Consider the following 18,049-nt stretch of genomic DNA (forward strand, 5'->3'; position numbering starts at 1 on the left):
GGACATAAAAAAGTCAAAAGCACTTATCACAGCAGGACGCCGCCATTTACGCACAGAAAAAAGCCTGCTGACCGTCAGATTTTCTTCTGAGCGATCAGCAGGCTGTATTTTTTTCGTTATGGGTTTGAGGCATGCCTGAAATCAAACTGATCCGGAGCCGGGCGATACGGCGTATTTCCCGTTTTGAACATCCACAGCGGTGATATTGTTTTGCCGTTGTACGGGTCCTTAACGACGGTGTACCAGTAATAAACGGAATCAGGCTGCAGGCCGTCCCAGACCCAATTTGCGGTTTTTCCGCTTTTTACGTGTTTTTTATGACCGAGCAGTTCGTTCGTATAGACGTTGCATTCAAAATAATCGGTCGCCACCCTTTTCCTCTTCGGCTGTAAATCCATTTCTGCTGAGAATTCGTCTTTATCAGCGAACAGATCGGTGTCATAGTAATTGATGTCATCCGTGTACGGCGAGTAGGAGAACATGTGAACCTGATTGGCGGCCTGATCGAATTGCATCATGCGCATAAAGCCCTGCCCCCCTTCCGGACCGTCCTGGTAGTCGGTCAGAATTTGGTGAACGAGGCGGTCCGGTTTTCCGTCCCCGTCATCGTCAAGCGCATCGGTTTTTTTCATGGCGTTATGGTAATGGCCGCTTAATACCATCGCCACATTGCGATTCGGCTTGACGACTTTTCGATAGATCGTTTCCCCGATCGGGCTTCGATTTCCGCTCACAAGCAAATACTCATGAAAGCATAAGATGGCGGTTCGGTCCGGATACCTCTTCAGCACTTGATTGATCCAATCAATCTCTTGTTCCGCAATGCCCCAGCCCATATAAATCATAATATAATCGTTCCCGCTTGCCGACAGCAGGTCATAATGCCCGCGGTTATTTTTGTATGATCCGCCGTAATGCATGTTCTGTTCAAACCGGCGGCTCCCGAAGAAATCCCCGAAGGTTCGGTATGTGCCGTCTTTATGGCCGACGTCGTGATTGCCTGCAAGCACTCCGTACGGAATCCCCGCCTTGTCAAGCGTCCGCATGGAGTGATCGGCGTTTTTCCACTGTTTCATCACCATTGAATCATCGACGATATCACCGGTATGAAAGACATATTTAATATTGTGCTTTTCCTTATTTTCTTTGATCCACTCTGTCATTTTGTCAAAAATGTGCGGGTGCCCTTGTGCGTAATATTGTGTATCCGACATCCAGACAAACGTGTAATTGCCTTTCGCCGGTATTTGATCCTGCACGATGACATTCATTTTTGAGTTCTTCACCACATCCGCTGCGGAAACGGCGGCTTTTAATGTAAACGGCTTTTTATCTTTGGCAAGAACGCTGTCCGCCTCCTGCCAGCGGCTTGTCCGGTAATTCCAAATATACATGGTTACCTTTCGGCCGGGCAGAGAGCTTCCTTTCCAGACCGCCTCGGCCAGATCCGTTTCGTCGATAGACGGGTCAACGAAGACTTCGAATCGGTGATAAGGAAAACGCTCCATACTTTCCGTCGATACGGTTTTTCCGTCATTTGCCGAGATGCGGTTCATTTCCGGCAGGGTAAACGGCATTTCATTTTCTTTTATGCCCCTCGGCGGTTCCGTTAATGAGGCGTGTTTATACACTTTCACGCTGCCCGGATTCCGCGCGGTATAACGGAAGCCGCGATAAAATGATACATTCATGTCATCCTTCGTCGGGTCTTTTACCCGGACGGACAGCTTTGCTTTGTGGGCGCCGATTTTTTGATCCGCAATCTCCGGCTGGTTCGGCTCCTCCCGTTTGATATGGAAGGTGCGGACGGACGTTGTTTCATTTCCGGCAAGGTCTGCCGCAATGATGGTAAGGGTATGTTTTCCGGGCTTAAGATCGGCTGATGACGTGTGATGCGGGAGCGTAATGCTTTCTCCGTCCAAAAACGCTTTGACCTCTTCCACTTTGCTCCATTTGTCACGGATGTCCGCATTCAGCTCAACATTACCTTTCAGCGCCGCGCCTTCTTTAATATTCGGGACAATCTTCGGCCCCGTATTGTCCACCCGCACAGACTGGCTCAGCTGCTCCTCACCGTCGCTAACAAAAATGTGGTGATAGCCTTCCGAAAGCTTCGCCGTGTTCCACGGCAGCAGCCGTGACGTAAACAAATGATCCGGCAGGCTGAATGAGAAAGTCTTCTGCTGATTCGCCCGCCTGCCGTCACCGATAAACAGCTGCTCAGCCGGATCTGTCTTCCCGTCTTTGATCACCGTTCCGTCCGAAAGCACCAGACGGGCATGTTTCACGACAAAATCATCCCGATTCTCTCCCGTGTCATACGGAGAAACCTTTGAGCCCGAACGGATGGATACTTTCTGTGTTTTGCCCCCTTTTTGCAGCAGACGTTCCGGAAGGAGAACCGAGTGCGTTCTGTAGCGGTGAGACGGATCGTCAAAAATGTGCAGCACCTCGTTTTCCATTATGACGGTGTTTTGAAAATAAAGATTCGTTTTCCGGGCATCGAAGGCGAAATAGACCTCTTTTTCCAGCGCCGGCCGGGTCTCCTGCCGCTTGCCGTCAATCCACAGCTTGATCTTATCGGCGCTGACGTCGGAAGTCGCTTTGAGCAGATAGGTGCCGGATATCGTATCTTCGGGTTCAACATTCATTCTGAGTCCGTGTGATTTGCTCGTCTGTTCAATATCAATCATCTTGACGGGCGTTTTTGCTTCATTTTCTCCATCACTGGCTGCGATATAATACTCAAGCTGATCCTGGCCGAGCAGCTCCGGGGAATAAAGAATGTGATGGTATAAGCTGTCGTTGCGGTCTTTTTCAGCCAGAATTCGTTTGAATGGTTTTTTCTCATTGGTCCGGTAATAAAACGCGGCTGTTTTGACAAGGTTTTTGTCTTTTATGTCAGCCTTCAATTCAATGCTTTCAGCGGGCCGGACGGGCTTTCTGTCTGTAAGGTCTTCGATGACCGGTTTTTCCTTGTCGGGTTTTATCACCCTTTTCTGCTGCGGGATCTGCGCCTGAAAAACAGAGCCCGGTGACGGCTTATGCTCGCTCGTGGAGATCCTCAGCAATTCTCCCGTTCCGTTCAGCGGATATTTGTACAGCAAAGAAGTCAGCCGGCGGAAAGCGTGTTTCCGGTAATGCGCTGAGGCGATACCCTTTCCGGTATTTGCCGACAGCACCACCGTACGCGGGCGGCCGTTGGACATTCCGTCCGTCCCTTCGATGACAGCGAGATGTTCTCCCTCCTTCAGGCGTGTCCCGTAATAGCGATTGAAATCATCTATCGTCAGTTCTGATGCGGCGCGTCTCAGCCAAAACACGTAAGTCCCGCCTGACGGAATGACGGTATCTTCTTTCGGCCTCCATATCATATCTGATTCCGGCCCTTCCTTCGGATAGCGGTAGCGGATGTGATAGTCTTTAAAATGAATGGGTCTGTCCGTCGTGTTATACACCTCGATAAATTCATAGGCATCAGCGCCGTCTTCATTTTTCGTATCAACCGCAAGCTCCGTAATCATCAGCTCGGGAATATGATTCAAATCGGCTTGATAGCCGTCCAGCTTCAGCCGCTTTTTCTCCGATTCCGCCCGCTGTCTGCCGTTGGTGAAAACGAGGTAATATTCCAATTCTCCATTCCAGATATCCCGCTTTGAAACCTGGGCCGTAAACAGCCGGATTGCGCCTGGCGCGGGCTCCATCGGCACCATTTTAAACCCCAGCTCATTGCTTTGTTTATAAAAAAGAAACGCCGAAAACGCTTGATAGTCAGCATTCCGTACATGAGCCTGTATGAACAGGTTTCTTTTCATTTCCGCCTTTACTTCGATTTGGGGAGGATTCTCCAGAAGCGGTATGTAATGAGGCGGCTGTCCGAATTCCTGCTGATTCACGGGGATTGCCGATTCTTTGCGCGCCGCATCTGCAGAAGGACTCACACAAAGCAAACCAATCAGAAAAAAGAGCGTCATCACAAGTTTCATCTCATTACCTCCCTATGCATTATGTTGCGTCAGGAGGCTGCCGCTTATGTAAATCACACATAAAAAAGCTGCCCTCTCGGGACAGCTCGTTTTTTACCTTTTTCTAAGCGGCTCCAATATGCCTTTTTGGATCAGCAAGTGGAAAACGGACAGCACGACGGATGCCCAAATGGCGGTGCCGAACCCATCAATCTGAAAGCTGTCTCCCATCAAGGCTGCGGTCATCATTAACGTAATGGCGTTGATGACAAACAGAAAGAGGCCGAGGGTCACAACCGTGACGGGCAATGTCAATATGACGATGATCGGCTTGATCAGCACATTTAACACAGAAAGAATCACACTGGCGATGACAGCCGCTCCGATACTGCTGATATGGACGGAATCAAAATATCCCGCGATAACGATTAATAATAAAGCATTTACTAAAATGCTGACTGCCCATTTGATCATTTATTTCAAATCTCCTTCTAAAGGTACAACAAAACACCAGATAATATATACAATCGGCACGATTCCGCTCGTGACAAGCGCTAATACAACGGTGATAATGCGTAAAAGCGACGCATCCATATTGACGTACTCCGCCAAACCGCCGACAACGCCGGCGATTTTACGGTTTTTTTCTGAACGGTAAAGTCTTTTCATCCAATCACCTCTGAGTATGCTTGAGCTTAATGGCTCCTGTTAACGATTCTGAGAAAATCGAGAGATGCTGATCATGGCCTTGATTTGATGCCAGCATCAGTTCTTTTTGAATGGTATCATTCTTTTCCTTTAAAATTTCCGCATCAATCAGCTCATGGCTGAGAGAGCCGAGATTGCTTTTCAGCTCCGCTTTCACCGCCGAATCATCAGGCAGAGCGATATCCACGTTTCCGGTCGTCGTTTTCGTGTAGATGGAGCGGCAGTGCGGCGCTGTCACGGTAAGCATGATATTGCCGTTAAAGCTTTGAACGTCAATGGATTCACTCGATCCGCGCAAATCAATCAAGCCGTTGATCGTTTCCGCTTCAATCGCTCCGCATTGATGTCCGGCCAGCTTGATTTGTCCGTTAGCCGTTTCCGCCGACGCTTTATCAGCCGTCAAATGAGAGAATGACAGAACGCCGTTTGTCGTTTTCGCCGAGAATTCTTTTACATGTAAATGTTCCCCTCTGATCGGTCCGTTAAACAGCTTCACTCTTATCTTATCGTACTCTTTCTGGGGAACATAAAGCGTGACATTGGTTTTCATCGTTTTCTTTTCCGTGCGGACAAAAAACTTATTGCCCTTCACTTCACACTCAATGTGCTGAAGAAATGCGGTGCGCGCCGCCTCCTGACTGTCCGCCCGGTACACTTTCGCCTGGCACTCCGCTCTGATATCTTCATCCGCCCACGGCACGATATTGACGCTGCCGTTTGCAATCTGCATATCAATGGCCGAGAATTCACTGTCTTTAAATTGAAAAATATGCTGCACTTCGTGTGCGTGGCCGAAATTCAGATCAAGATCCGCTTCCTTCACTTTTTTGACGGCAGAATCAATCCAGTCGAACAGCTTCGCCCCGAGCGACGGCTTTTGGCTTCCTTTTGCCCCGCTTTCGAAATCTTCCGCAGGTTCCTGGACCTCCGCAGATAATGCGGTGATCTGCTCTTCTTTTTCTTTATATTCATGATCCAGTTTTTCAATGAGCGTCAGTGCTTCCTGCGCCGTCAGCATGCCGTCTTCCACAAGCTTTAAAATCCGTTCTTTCTCCTGTTTCATACAAAACTCCTCCCCCGACTTTTCTTACACCTGGCGTAACACCTTAATTCCCTGCACGATATTCCAAATGACCATTCCGATGAGGATCAGAAAATAAACAGCTGCTCCTGTTATCATAACAAAAACGGGCACCATACTCTCCCCCTGAGCCGTAATCAATCCGCCGACAACACCCGCGGTCACAATCAGCAATCCCGCAAACGGAATGATATGGGAAATCAGAGCGCGCATGGCATGCCGCTTCGTCTCTTTTTCATCGACGACAAAGTAAGCCACAATCGGAAGAATGAGCGGCGCGAGAAACACGCTGAAATAACAGATTGATGCAATAATCGCTTGATTTCGGTTCAATAAAAACACTCCCTGTGCCGTGATGTAAAAACCCTTCCTTATACATACGTATGACGAATGGGCGGGTTTCATTTTCATGCTAAGGACATGCTTCGTTATACGTAATTTTTGATTTCAGAGATTTCACTATAGAATCTTTTCCCCGAACCGATTACAATATGTAACAAAGCCTGACCGTATGCAAGGAGGACATACAAATGGAGAAAGATCCCGAAAACGCCCAAGTAACGGAAGAGAGTCTTCGAAATTTAATTCGCGAACAGAAAAGAATGAACAGCGAAATGCTGGCTGAATTGGAACAGATCAAAGCAGCCCCTCTTCCCATTTCCCATGATATCCAATATATAAAAGTGCTGCTGGACAGCAGCAGCACCCATATTCTGCAGGACTTAATGCATTTAAGCAGACAGCTTCCCCAACAGAAAAAAAGCCTGTAACAACAACAGCCCAAAACCGATGAGTTTTGGGCTGTTTTTATTGATCTATTACGTGGCTGCCGTTTCTTTTTCGGCCAGCAATGCTTTCATCCGTTTTTTATCACGTTCCATTACCGGTTTCAGATAGCGGCCCGTATATGATTCTTTCACTTCGACAACTTCTTCAGGCGTCCCGGAGGCTACGATCGTGCCGCCGCCCGCTCCGCCTTCAGGTCCCAGATCGACGATGTAGTCCGCCGTTTTAATGATATCGAGATTGTGTTCAATGACCAAAACGGTATCACCATTATCGACGAGTCTTTGAAGCACAACCAAAAGCCTTGCGATATCATCAACGTGGAGGCCTGTCGTCGGTTCGTCCAAAATATACAGCGTCCGGCCGGTGGAACGCTTATGCAATTCGGAAGCGAGCTTGACGCGCTGCGCTTCTCCGCCTGACAGCGTCGTCGCCGGCTGGCCGAGCGTCACATACCCGAGTCCGACATCGGCAAGCGTTTGAAGCTTGCGTTTGATTTTCGGGATATTTTCAAAGAAAGACAGAGCATCTTCCACCGTCATATCCAGAACGTCAGAAATGCTTTTTCCTTTGTATGTGACCTCAAGCGTCTCCCGGTTGTAACGTTTGCCGTGGCACACTTCACACGGGACGTACACGTCAGGAAGGAAATGCATCTCAATTTTAATGATGCCGTCGCCGCGGCAGGCCTCACAGCGCCCGCCTTTTACATTAAAACTGAACCGGCCTTTTTTATAACCGCGCACCTTTGCTTCATTTGTCTGCGCGAATACATCGCGGATATCATCAAACACACCCGTGTAAGTTGCCGGATTTGATCTCGGTGTCCGGCCGATCGGCGCCTGGTCGATGTCGATCACCTTATCAAGGTGGTCGAGGCCTTTGATCTCTTTATGGCTTCCCGGTTTTGCTTTGGCTTTATGAAGCTTTTGCGCAAGCGCCTTATGCAGAATTTCATTCACAAGCGTGCTTTTTCCGGAACCGGACACACCTGTCACCGCCGTAAAAGTGCCGAGCGGGAATTTGGCGTTCGCTTTTTTCAGGTTGTTTTCTGAAGCGCCTTTGATTTCAATGAACCGGCCGTCAGGCTTTCTTCTCTCCGGAGGCATCGGGATGAATTGAGCCCCTGACAAATAACGTCCGGTCAGAGAGTCCGCATCATTCATCACTTCTTCAGGCGTCCCCGCCGATATGACGCGGCCGCCGTGAATGCCGGCGCCCGGACCGATATCTATCAAATAATCGGCAGCCATCATCGTATCCTCATCATGCTCCACGACAATCAGTGTGTTGCCGAGATCCCTCATGTTTTTCAGCGCGCTGATCAGACGGTCATTGTCACGCTGGTGAAGGCCGATGGACGGCTCATCAAGAATGTACAGGACGCCTGACAAACGGGAGCCGATCTGCGTTGCAAGCCTGATGCGCTGGGCTTCTCCGCCTGACAGCGTTCCCGCCGCCCGGCTCAGCGTCAGGTAATCAAGACCGACTTTATCTAAAAAGCTGAGCCGCTCCACAATCTCTCTTAAAATTAAATCGGCAATCTGCATATCTTTCTCAGACAGTGTCAGTTTTTTAAAAAATTCCAGCGCATCGCCGACGGAAAGCTCGGTAATGGTGCCGATGTGGCGCCCATTGACCAAAACGGCCAGCGCTTCTTTCTTCAGCCGGTAGCCTTTGCACGTCGGGCACGGCTTCTGTGACATGTACTGCTCCATCTGTTCACGGATATAATCGGAGCTTGTCTCTTTATACCGTCTCTCAATATTGCGCAGCACGCCTTCAAATTCAATTTCATTTTCGCGCACTTGTCCGAAATCATTCTCGTATTTAAAGTAGATCCGTTCATCGCCGCTGCCGTACAGCACTTTATCAAGCTGATGCTTCGGCAGGTCTTTGACCGGAGTCTCCATATCAATGCCGTAATGGCGGCAGACCGCCTGAAGCAGCTGCGGATAATATTGTGAACTGATCGGCGTCCACGGCGCGATGGCGTGTTCTTTTAATGACAGCTCAGGATTGGGAATGACGAGCTCAGGGTCCACTTCCAGCTTTAAGCCGAGACCGTCACAAGTCGGACAGGCGCCGAACGGGCTGTTAAACGAAAACAGCCGGGGTTCAAGCTCTCCGATAGAAAAACCGCACAGCGGACAGGCGTGATGCTCGCTGAACATCAGCTCCTCCTGACCGATGACATCTATCATGACACGGCCTTCCCCTAAGCGGAGCGCGGTTTCCAGTGAGTCGGAAAGCCGGGCCGCAACCCCTTCCTTGACGACAATCCGGTCAATGACGACTTCAATGGAATGCTTTTTGTTTTTTTCAAGTTCAATATCGTCGGAAAGCTCGGCCATTTCTCCGTCAATCCGCACCCTTACGTAACCTTGCTTTCTGATTTGGTCAAGCACTTTGACATGGGCGCCTTTTCTGCCTGAGATGATCGGCGCAAGCACTTGAAGCTTCGTCCGCTCCGGATATTCAAGAATCCGGTCAACCATCTGTTCAATCGTTTGCGACGTAATTTCAATGCCGTGCTCCGGGCAGTGCGGCTTCCCGACTCTCGCGTACAGCAGCCGGAGATAATCATAAATCTCCGTTACCGTTCCGACGGTTGACCGCGGATTGCGGCTCGTCGTTTTCTGATCAATGCTGATCGCCGGAGAAAGCCCTTCGATCGCATCAACGTCCGGCTTATCCATCTGCCCTAAAAATTGGCGCGCATAGGCAGAAAGCGATTCAACATACCGCCTCTGTCCTTCCGCGTAAATGGTGTCAAAGGCAAGGGATGATTTTCCCGATCCGGACAGCCCCGTCACGACGACGAGCTGATCCCGCGGAATCGTTACATCAATGTTTTTTAAATTGTGCGCCCTTGCGCCTTTCACCTCGAGCCGGTCAATTGCCATGTGTTCATCATCCTTCCGCTTTAAGCTCTAACAGTAAATCACGAAGCTCTGCCGCCCGCTCGAAATCAAGCGCTCTGGCCGCTTCTTTCATTTCGTGCTCCATTTGCTCAACGACTTTCTGGCGTTCTTTCTTCGTCATCTTCGCCAGTTTAGGCGCGGCTTTTGTTTTATATTCTTCTTTATCCTCAGCGGCCTGCGTCGCGCGGATCACATCGCGGATTTCCTTATTGATCGTTTGCGGCGTAATGCCGTGAATTTCGTTAAAGCGCTCCTGCTGTTCCCGGCGGCGCTTCGTTTCATTAATCGCGATTTCCATCGAATTCGTGATTTTATCGGCATACATGATGACGCGGCCTTCCGCGTTTCGTGCCGCCCGTCCGATCGTCTGAATCAGCGAACGTTCAGAACGGAGGAAGCCTTCTTTATCCGCATCGAGAATGGCGACAAGTGACACTTCCGGAATATCAAGCCCTTCCCTCAGCAGGTTGATGCCGATTAACACATCATGTTTTCCGAGGCGGAGGTCACGGATGATTTCAATCCGTTCAAGCGTCTTAATCTCGGAATGCAGATAATTGACCTTGATGCCGATTTCCTTGAGATAATCGGTCAGATCCTCTGACATTTTTTTCGTTAAAGTCGTCACGAGAACGCGTTCATTCCGCTCAATCCTCGCCTGAATCTCGCCGATCAGATCATCAATCTGTCCTTCGATCGGCCGGACGTCAATGAGGGGATCGAGGAGTCCCGTCGGTCTGATGATCTGCTCGATCATTTCCGGCGTATGCTCAATTTCATACGGTCCCGGAGTCGCCGACACGTACACGATATTGTGCATGTGTTTCTCAAATTCCTCGAATCGGAGCGGACGGTTGTCAAGCGCTGACGGCAGGCGGAACCCGTGATCGACAAGCACCTGTTTTCTCGCCTGGTCACCGTTGAACATGCCGCGCACCTGCGGAATCGTCACATGTGATTCATCAACGACGATCATAAAATCGTCCGGAAAATAATCAAGCAGCGTATACGGCGTAGAGCCCGGCGGACGGAGTGTCAAATGTCTTGAATAGTTCTCGATCCCTGAGCAAAAACCCATTTCCCGCATCATTTCAAGATCATATCTCGTCCGCTGCTCAAGCCGCTGCGCTTCAAGGAGCTTGCCGTTTTCGTGCATCACTTTCAAGCGCTCCTCAAGCTCCTGTTCAATATTCAGAATCGCTTTTTCCATCTTTTCCGCCCGGGTGACGAAGTGGGAAGCCGGGAAAATTGCGACATGGTCACGGTCGCCGAGAATTTCTCCGGTCAAAGCGTCGACCTCTCTGATCCGCTCAATTTCATCTCCGAAAAATTCCACTCTGATACAATGTTCGTCACGGGAAGCCGGAAAGATTTCCACAACGTCTCCGCGCACGCGGAACGTCCCGCGCTGAAAGTCGATATCATTGCGGGCATACTGGATATCCACAAGCTTTCTCAGCAGCTCGTTCCGCTCAATTTCCATTTCCGGTCTGAGCGACACAACCATTTCCCGGTATTCTTCAGGTGAACCGAGACCGTATATGCATGACACACTCGCAATAATAATGACATCTCTCCGTTCAAACAGAGAGGATGTCGCGGAGTGTCTCAGTTTATCAATTTCATCATTAATGCTTGCGTCTTTCTCTATAAAAGTATCCGTTTGAGGCACGTACGCCTCCGGCTGATAGTAATCGTAATAGCTGACAAAATATTCGACAGCGTTGTTCGGGAAAAACTCCTTAAACTCGCTGTACAGCTGTCCGGCTAGGGTTTTGTTATGGGCAATGACCAGTGTCGGTTTATTCACTTCTTTAATCAGATTGGACACGGTAAAGGTTTTGCCCGTCCCTGTCGCACCCAGGAGAGTCTGGTGTTTTCTGCCTTCCTGTATGCCTTTGACAAGCTTCTCAATCGCTTGCGGCTGATCTCCCTGGGGCTGATATTTCGAGACTAACTCAAAACGATCTTTCACAAAAAAGCCTCCGTTTCTTTACGAAATCTTCCTATTGATATAGTAACACAATGACGGGCAAAATCACTAAAAATACGAACTAAAGTTCGATGGTTTATTTTTACCAAGTCAATTTTTGTATAAAAAACCTGCTTTTATGGCGTAAAAGCAGGCATTCTATTTCATATTCACCATGTCAGGCATTGTCTTTCTTTTTGTCTGCTTCTTTTTTGGCCATGTACAGCCCTCCGGCCACCAGCGATACGACATCCAATCCAACGATAAAATACGTTTCGGTATAACCCTTTAAATAGGATGCGAAAAGCAGTGCGGCTGTGAGAGCGATCGCCACATAGTGGTTAAACGTGACGCGCGTAAAAAGGACGACCAGCATAAAAGGGAAACATAATGCAAAAACGGCTTTTGTAATCACAAAAACCCTCCTCGGGAATTCTTCATCTCATCTGATTATAGTAAAAAATGAAGAATCGGACAATCGTTCCCCTGCTATCACAATACCCTTTTTCGGCAGTCTTCAATCATCTGTCAAAAAAATTGTGAATATAAATCCATTGAACCATTAACCAGATGAATCGAATTACCTTTCTTCAGCCGAAAGGATGAGAAGGTTTAGGTCTTTGTATCTTTGACAGTTTCTTCCTCCCTCTTTACAATGTAATGATAGTGTTTACTATCATTTTCTTGGATGAAGAAAAAAAGGGGGTCATACCGCATGTATTCAGTGCGATTTCAAAAAGCGGAAGAATCGAGCCGCTCTGCAGGAGCAAAAGGAATGAACCTGATTAAACTGACGAAAAACGGGCTGCCCGTTCCCGGCGGTTTCATCATTCAGACGAATGCCCTGACACGTTTTATGGAAGACAACGGACTTCAAGCAGATCAGGAACAGATGGAGCGCGCCATTATGAACGGCACGTTTTCAAAAGAGCTTCGGGAGGAACTGACCGCGTCGTTTTATGAATTGAGAGAATCATACGCCTCTGTCGCCGTACGTTCCTCCTCCGCGTCCGAAGATCTTGAAGGGGCTTCTTTCGCGGGCCAGTACGAAACCTATTTAAATATCAAAACAGAAGAAGAGTTTCTCGGAAAAGTGAAAGAATGCTGGGCTTCCTTCTTCTCGGCGCGGGTCAGCGGTTATAAAGAGAAAATGAACAATGACACCGCAGAACCGTTAATGGGCGTTGTCGTACAAGGGCTTATCAATTCCGAGGTTTCAGGAGTCATTTTCAGCCGCAACCCCGTCACACACGATGATGGAGAACTGATGATCAGCGCGAGCTACGGTCTCGGAGAAGCAATCGTCTCCGGCAGCGTGACGCCCGACACATTTATCGTCAATAAAGACACATTTCAGATTGAAAAAGAAATCGGCTTAAAAGAAATGTATATCGTTTCTAAAGACGAAGGCGTGACGGAAAAAGAGACGTCCGCTGACATGAGAAACCGCTTCTGCCTTGATGACGAGAGCGTCAAAGAGCTTGCCATGCTGACGATAAAGACGGAAGAACTGTACGGTTATCCCGTGGATCTCGAATTCGGATTTGCCGAAAATAAGCTGTATCTGCTTCAGGCCAGGCCGATTACAACGATCGTGCAGGATCAGAAAGCGGCAGACGAAGAACGGGAATTTATCATGACGCCCCGGGATCAGAAAGATTTTTGGCTCAATATGGAGGCCAATATAGAAGGCCCCGTCAGCCCGTTATTCGCCTCACTCATTGTGCCGGCTTTGGAATACGGCCTCAAAGAGAGCACGAAGACATTCCCTGTAATGGGCATCGAAATCGAGCGTGTCAAACTTCATCAGGGCCGTGTTTTTTCCAGACAGCATAAGACGGACGACAAGCTGCCCGCAGAACAGTTAGAAGCGCTTTTCCCCGTTTTGGCTGACCGTATGTACGATATTATTCAGGAAACCTTTCTGCCTTTTTATCAAAAGCTGGACGAACTGGCGCATACAGACCATACGCCGGAGACTGCCCTTGATGCATTCCGAAACCTGCAAGATTTCTATTTAAAAGGATACGCAGAACATTTCAATATTGTCTTTCCGCAGGTTGCGTTAAACATGATACTGGAATCCATGTACGGACAGGTTGAGAAAGAAAACACCTCCCTTCTGTATGAAATGCTGGCTGGCGTCATGAATAAGTCATTGGAAACCGACAGACAGCTCTGGCTGCTTTCCGGACAAGTAAAAGACAGCCCTGAGCTGCGGCGCGTCTTTACGGTTTCTCATGCCGATGAGCTGCATCAGACGCTTCTGCAATCAAATGAGGGAAAACGCTTTCTTGAACAAGTCGGTGAATTTTTACAGGAATACGGCTGGAGATCCGTGAAAAGTCATGATCTCATTGAAGAAACTTGGGCGGAAAACCCTTATTTCGCTTTGGCCAACATTCAGAACTATGTCCGGAACGGATACGATTTTGACAGTGAGTTTCATAAAACGATAGAAAAACGAAAACAGCTCTACGCCGACTTTATGGATAGAATTGAAGATGACGGCTTCCGGGAGACGTTTGACCGCTATTATCAGTGGACATTGTCTTCATCCATCATCAAAGATGATCACCATTTTTATATTGATGCGATGCTGGACGCCAAAGCGCGCCTCTGCCTTCTGAAAATCGGCGAGCTGCTTCAAAAACAAGGCGTAATCGATGATCGGGAGGATATGTGGTACTTATACAGCGATGAAGTCGAGAAAGCGCTGGCGTCGCCGGTTCCGATGCAGGAAAAAGCCGCTGAACGAAAACAGCTCTTCCAGCAATATCAATTGCTTGAAGCCCCCGCTTATCTCGGGACTCCGACTTCGGAACAGCTGAAAACGGCTGAACAGATTACCGGCTCCATCACAGAAGATGAAAAAAACACTGAACATCAAATTTACGGACTTGCGGCGTCAAGCGGAATCGCAAGCGGCCCGGTGAAAGTCATTCGTGACGCAAGTGAATTTTCCCGTTTTTCAACAGGAGACGTGCTTGTCTGCAAAATGACGACACCGCTGTGGACCAGTCTGTTCCAGGATGCAAAGGCCGTCATTACGGACACGGGCGGCATCCTGTCACATGCAGCGATCATCGCGAGAGAATACGGGCTCCCGGCCGTTCTCGGCACACGTGCCGCGACTGACAGGCTCAACGACGGAGATATCGTCACGGTGGACGGGACAAACGGCAAGATTACGATTGTCAAACGCGCTTCATGCTAGGTTTCCCTCTTTATTGACGGGCAGGGCGGGTGTATACTTGTCCTGCCAGTATTTACGCGAGGTGAAACATGTTGAGGACGACGAACAAGAGAATTATTGACGCCGCGATGAATCTGATCATCCAAAAAGGATACCGCGCAGCGACAACAAAAGAAATCGCAGAAAAAGCAGAAGTAAGCGAAGCAACGATTTTCCGTAATTTTAAAAACAAACAAGGATTAATGAAAGCCATGATTGAACAGCAGACGCCGGTTCCGGAAAGCATGATCACTAAGACAGAAGGCGATTTGTATGAGGATCTTCTTCATTTCGCCGCGACCCTTCTTCAGCAATTGGAACAAAAAAAAGAAGTGTTCCGCATCTGCCTGCGCGAACCGGAACTATTCGAAGACGTCCTGCAGGATATTGTCGTCTATCCGCAATCCGTGAAAAAGCATTTAATCGTTTACTTTAAGGAGCTGACAAAGAAAAATATGATAAGCCCCGGGAGCGAAGAAGCTAATGCAGACGTCTTTATGACGATGATTTTCGGTTATTTTATACACCGGCTGCAGCTGGGGAAAAGAGTCATTACTCTCTCTGAGGAAACGATGCTGAAACACAGCACTGAGATTTTCATGAAAGGCATTACCGGCCGGTCATTTTCCGGCTCCAAGGAGGATGAAGGATGGGTTCAAAGAAAGAATGGGCGCTGATTATTTCGCTTTTGCTGGGAGCCATACTCGTTCCTATCAATTCTACGATGATCGCAGTCGCCCTTTCATCCATTTCCCGCTCATTCAGCGAATCAATTGCCAGCATCACATGGGTAGTGACCGTGTATTTAATCGTGATGGCCGTGACACAGCCCATTGCCGGCAAACTCGGTGATATGTACGGAAACAAAAAAATGTATTTATGGGGCGTCGGCCTTTTTCTCATCGCATCATTGGGGTGCGCCCTCTCGCCAAGTCTTTTCTTATTGATTTTCTTCCGGGCGCTTCAGGCTGCCGGCGGCGCTTTGCTTACGCCAAACAGCATCGCCATCATCCGCCATGTCGTGTCTGAAAAACGGCTTCCGAAAGTATTCGGCTTTTTCGGCCTCGGTGCCGGGCTGGGCGCGGCTCTCGGTCCGTTTATCGGCTCTCTTTTAATTGAGAGCTTCAGCTGGCATTCGATCTTTTGGGTCAACATTCCGTTTCTTGCAATCGCACTCGTGACGGCATTAGTGATGTTTCCTAAATATAAAGAAGAAACGTCTGACGCTCCGCTTGATATCATCGGGTCCGTTTTGCTTGCCGGAAGCATTGTATCTATTATTCTTCTGACGAAAAATGAAAGCTCTTTGGGCTATTGGGTGTACGCGCTGCTCATTCTCATATTTGTTCCGCTATTTTTCAGGCGGGAGCTGCGCACGAAACATCCGATTATTGATTTTGACCTGTTTAAAAACACGACCTTTACGAGCGCCAATCTGTCGGTTCTATTAAGCAATTTAATGATGTACGCCGTGTTATTGATTATGCCGCTCTTTATGACCGGCCACTTCAGCATGAATACGTCGCACAGCGGCATGGCGCTGTCAGTCTTTTCTGTTTTCATGTCCGCCAGCAACTGGGGCGGAGCTCAGCTGCATCAGAAATGGGGCGCGCGAAGAATGATTTTTCTGTCCTTCGGGCTGATGGCCGTAGCCAATCTCTTATTTCTGCTTTTGGTTTATTCCCATTCCGTTCCGTTTCTTATGGCATCGCTTATTGTCGGAGGCATCGCGTCAGGTGCGGGGCTGACGAGCATGCAGGTATCTTCTCTTGCGACGGTAGAACCGGGCATGTCCGGCATCGCATCCGGGATTTTCTCCACCTTCCGTTATTTCGGAAGCATTATTTCTTCAGCACTGATCGGTTTAATCTCCGGGTTTCATATTCTGTTTATCATATTGATCGGAGTTTCTGTGATCGGCTTGTTCGTATCGCTTGGTATCAAGTCCGGGGAAACCGTTCAGACGAAAAAAGCCATTCGGCGTAAACAAAAAAAGGTTCCGTGAGCACCCGCTTTCCGGAACCTTTTCCAGTTTTCCTTCTTATTTTTCTCTCTCAAAGTGTCACCGCAATGCCGTTGCAATGTAAATGGCTGAGAGTTCCGATCAAGTTCGGCGCTTACATCGTAATCCGGCCGTAAAAAAAGCCCGGCCGCCGTGTTGTTAGCGGCACCGGGCTTTTTTATAATGCTGTCATTTCTTCTTGCTCATGTTCATCCTGAACGAATAAAATACCTAATTCATGATGTTCGCCTTCATAGGACGCGCGCTGATCAAACCGGATCTCACCATTCAGGCCGATGATCTCCATTTTTACAAATGCGCGGTTTTTTTGAAGTGCTTCATAAAAATCCGATACATGCTTCACGGGGATGCCGTTTACTTTCGTAATAATCTCACCGATCTTCAGCTCAAGATCGTCCGCGGGTGTATTCGGAATGATGCCGAGCACCATTAAACCCTGATCCCGCTTAGAGAAATAAAACGGAGCCGCGTTATCGTTCAGCCGCTGTCTTAATGATAAAAACAGGCGTCCGAGCACCGCAATACAAACGGCAGCTCCGGCAAGCGGAGTCCACCAAAGGGCCGCTGCCCCGAATGCGGTCACGATAACCCCGAGAATCATGACACGTTTCGCCGTTATTCTTATGCTGACTTCCGGAAGTGACCCCTGCACACGCTGTCCGAAGCCGGCGATATAAGGAATCCAGATCAAATGGAAAGAGCCGCCCGGCACGGTAAAGACAGGCCACCAAGAAAGGTGTGACTCAAGCCCGCTGCCCGGCACCAATAAGAAAAGCGGAAGCAGCCATGCGCGATTCGCCAATTGTCGGCCGATGGGCAGGCCTCTGCTGCTGACGACAAGCGCCGGAGATGTTTTCAGATGCGCTGAACGGCAGGCAGCCGCTCCCTCCGTGATAATCAAAAGGCCCATAAACACGGCCGCCGATGCCCAATTCACGCCGAATGCCTGCGGAAACCGATCCGCAAACGGCACTGTGTGGGTATACTGAAGGATAAACGCAATGAACATGCCGGCGCTGACAATATAAGCTGAGGACAGCCAATTCATACGGAACGTCAGCGAAGCCAAAGCCGTCACAGCCGCGATTATGCCGAGAAGACCGAATGGAATCGAAATTCCCAGTCCAAAAAATAATATGGAGAGAAGAATACCCGGTATAAGTCCTTTTATGTATGTAAAGATAAGCTCGTCATACATATCCGCGATTTTTGTATGAAACGTATGGCGTTCACGTTTGATCCGCAAATATCCGCATGCGAGACTTATGATGATAAAAAACCAGAACATCGGGTGCAAAAAAAACAGACCGATACTTTTCAGAAGTTCAATTCCCCATTGAACAGACACTGCTTTC

Annotated in this window: 13 protein-coding genes; 4 read left to right on the forward strand and 9 right to left on the reverse strand. The window is 48.7% G+C overall.

The features are described 5' to 3' along the window. Positions 1-116: 116 nt before the first annotated feature. The 5 genes from HWY38_RS02485 to HWY38_RS02505 all read right to left on the reverse strand — a co-directional run bounded on the left by HWY38_RS02485 (position 117) and on the right by HWY38_RS02505 (position 6,087). Positions 117-3,986, reverse strand: coding sequence for a metallophosphoesterase (locus HWY38_RS02485; protein ID WP_224181196.1), 3,870 nt, complete (start codon positions 3,984-3,986; stop codon positions 117-119). Positions 3,987-4,079: 93 nt separating this feature from the next. Next, entirely contained in the window at positions 4,080-4,439 is a 360-nt protein-coding gene (locus tag HWY38_RS02490) for a phage holin family protein (protein ID WP_007407446.1), read from the reverse strand. Continuing rightward, positions 4,440-4,634, reverse strand: a complete 195-nt coding sequence (locus tag HWY38_RS02495; RefSeq protein WP_007407447.1) for a PspC domain-containing protein — start codon at positions 4,632-4,634, stop codon at positions 4,440-4,442. It abuts the gene before it with no gap. A 4-nt stretch (positions 4,635-4,638) separates the two neighbouring features. Next, positions 4,639-5,736, reverse strand: coding sequence for a DUF4097 family beta strand repeat-containing protein (locus tag HWY38_RS02500; protein WP_007614045.1), 1,098 nt, complete (start codon positions 5,734-5,736; stop codon positions 4,639-4,641). A gap of 24 nt (positions 5,737-5,760) precedes the next feature. Then, positions 5,761-6,087, reverse strand: coding sequence for a hypothetical protein (locus HWY38_RS02505; RefSeq protein ID WP_003151444.1), 327 nt, complete (start codon positions 6,085-6,087; stop codon positions 5,761-5,763). A gap of 197 nt (positions 6,088-6,284) precedes the next feature. Here HWY38_RS02505 and HWY38_RS02510 point away from each other — a divergent pair, with 197 nt between their 5' ends. Beyond that, positions 6,285-6,524, forward strand: coding sequence for a hypothetical protein (locus HWY38_RS02510; protein WP_003151443.1), 240 nt, complete (start codon positions 6,285-6,287; stop codon positions 6,522-6,524). 48 nt (positions 6,525-6,572) lie between these two features. On the opposite strand, the gene uvrA is transcribed toward HWY38_RS02510, so the two are convergent. The 3 genes from uvrA to HWY38_RS02525 all read right to left on the reverse strand — a co-directional run bounded on the left by uvrA (position 6,573) and on the right by HWY38_RS02525 (position 11,851). Beyond that, positions 6,573-9,446, reverse strand: coding sequence for an excinuclease ABC subunit UvrA (gene uvrA / locus HWY38_RS02515; RefSeq protein WP_224181197.1), 2,874 nt, complete (start codon positions 9,444-9,446; stop codon positions 6,573-6,575). Positions 9,447-9,453: 7 nt separating this feature from the next. Then, the gene (uvrB, locus tag HWY38_RS02520; RefSeq protein WP_003151439.1) at positions 9,454-11,439 is read right to left on the reverse strand and encodes an excinuclease ABC subunit UvrB; all 1,986 of its coding nucleotides are present in this window, start codon (positions 11,437-11,439) and stop codon (positions 9,454-9,456) included. Between the two features lie 175 nt (positions 11,440-11,614). Next, positions 11,615-11,851 carry a CsbA family protein gene (locus HWY38_RS02525; protein ID WP_003151438.1) on the reverse strand — a complete coding sequence of 79 codons (237 nt, stop codon included), beginning with the start codon at positions 11,849-11,851 and terminating at the stop codon, positions 11,615-11,617. Between the two features lie 300 nt (positions 11,852-12,151). On the opposite strand from HWY38_RS02525, the gene HWY38_RS02530 reads away from it, so the two are divergent. The 3 genes from HWY38_RS02530 (at position 12,152) to HWY38_RS02540 (ending at position 16,676) form a co-directional block, all read left to right on the forward strand. Then, positions 12,152-14,653, forward strand: a complete 2,502-nt coding sequence (locus HWY38_RS02530; protein WP_224181198.1) for a PEP/pyruvate-binding domain-containing protein — start codon at positions 12,152-12,154, stop codon at positions 14,651-14,653. A 71-nt stretch (positions 14,654-14,724) separates the two neighbouring features. Next, positions 14,725-15,348: a TetR/AcrR family transcriptional regulator gene (locus HWY38_RS02535; RefSeq protein WP_044801909.1), complete on the forward strand. Its 624-nt coding sequence runs from the start codon at positions 14,725-14,727 to the stop codon at positions 15,346-15,348. After that, entirely contained in the window at positions 15,321-16,676 is a 1,356-nt protein-coding gene (locus tag HWY38_RS02540) for an MFS transporter (protein ID WP_224181199.1), read from the forward strand. The genes HWY38_RS02535 and HWY38_RS02540 overlap by 28 nt, the downstream gene beginning before the upstream one ends. A gap of 175 nt (positions 16,677-16,851) precedes the next feature. Here the strand turns inward: HWY38_RS02540 and HWY38_RS02545 are convergent, their stop codons facing one another. Beyond that, complete coding sequence (locus tag HWY38_RS02545; RefSeq protein ID WP_224181200.1) at positions 16,852-18,042, reverse strand: PDZ domain-containing protein; 1,191 nt, start codon at positions 18,040-18,042, stop codon at positions 16,852-16,854. Between the last annotated feature and the right edge of the window lie 7 nt (positions 18,043-18,049).

The sequence above is a fragment of the Bacillus sp. KS1 genome (assembly GCF_020075515.1).
GTDB lineage: Bacteria > Bacillota > Bacilli > Bacillales > Bacillaceae > Bacillus > Bacillus velezensis.

What these genes read in the sequence shown, in the direction of transcription:
- HWY38_RS02530 (WP_224181198.1), top strand. Translation starts at nt 12,152, where the DNA reads ATGTATTCAGTGCGATTTCAAAAAGCGGAAGAATCGAGCCGCTCTGCA.
- HWY38_RS02510 (WP_003151443.1), top strand. Translation starts at nt 6,285, where the DNA reads ATGGAGAAAGATCCCGAAAACGCCCAAGTAACGGAAGAGAGTCTTCGA.
- HWY38_RS02490 (WP_007407446.1), bottom strand. Translation starts at nt 4,439, where the DNA reads ATGATCAAATGGGCAGTCAGCATTTTAGTAAATGCTTTATTATTAATC.
- HWY38_RS02485 (WP_224181196.1), bottom strand. Translation starts at nt 3,986, where the DNA reads ATGAAACTTGTGATGACGCTCTTTTTTCTGATTGGTTTGCTTTGTGTG.
- HWY38_RS02495 (WP_007407447.1), bottom strand. Translation starts at nt 4,634, where the DNA reads ATGAAAAGACTTTACCGTTCAGAAAAAAACCGTAAAATCGCCGGCGTT.
- HWY38_RS02500 (WP_007614045.1), bottom strand. Translation starts at nt 5,736, where the DNA reads ATGAAACAGGAGAAAGAACGGATTTTAAAGCTTGTGGAAGACGGCATG.
- HWY38_RS02540 (WP_224181199.1), top strand. Translation starts at nt 15,321, where the DNA reads ATGGGTTCAAAGAAAGAATGGGCGCTGATTATTTCGCTTTTGCTGGGA.
- uvrA (WP_224181197.1), bottom strand. Translation starts at nt 9,446, where the DNA reads ATGGCAATTGACCGGCTCGAGGTGAAAGGCGCAAGGGCGCACAATTTA.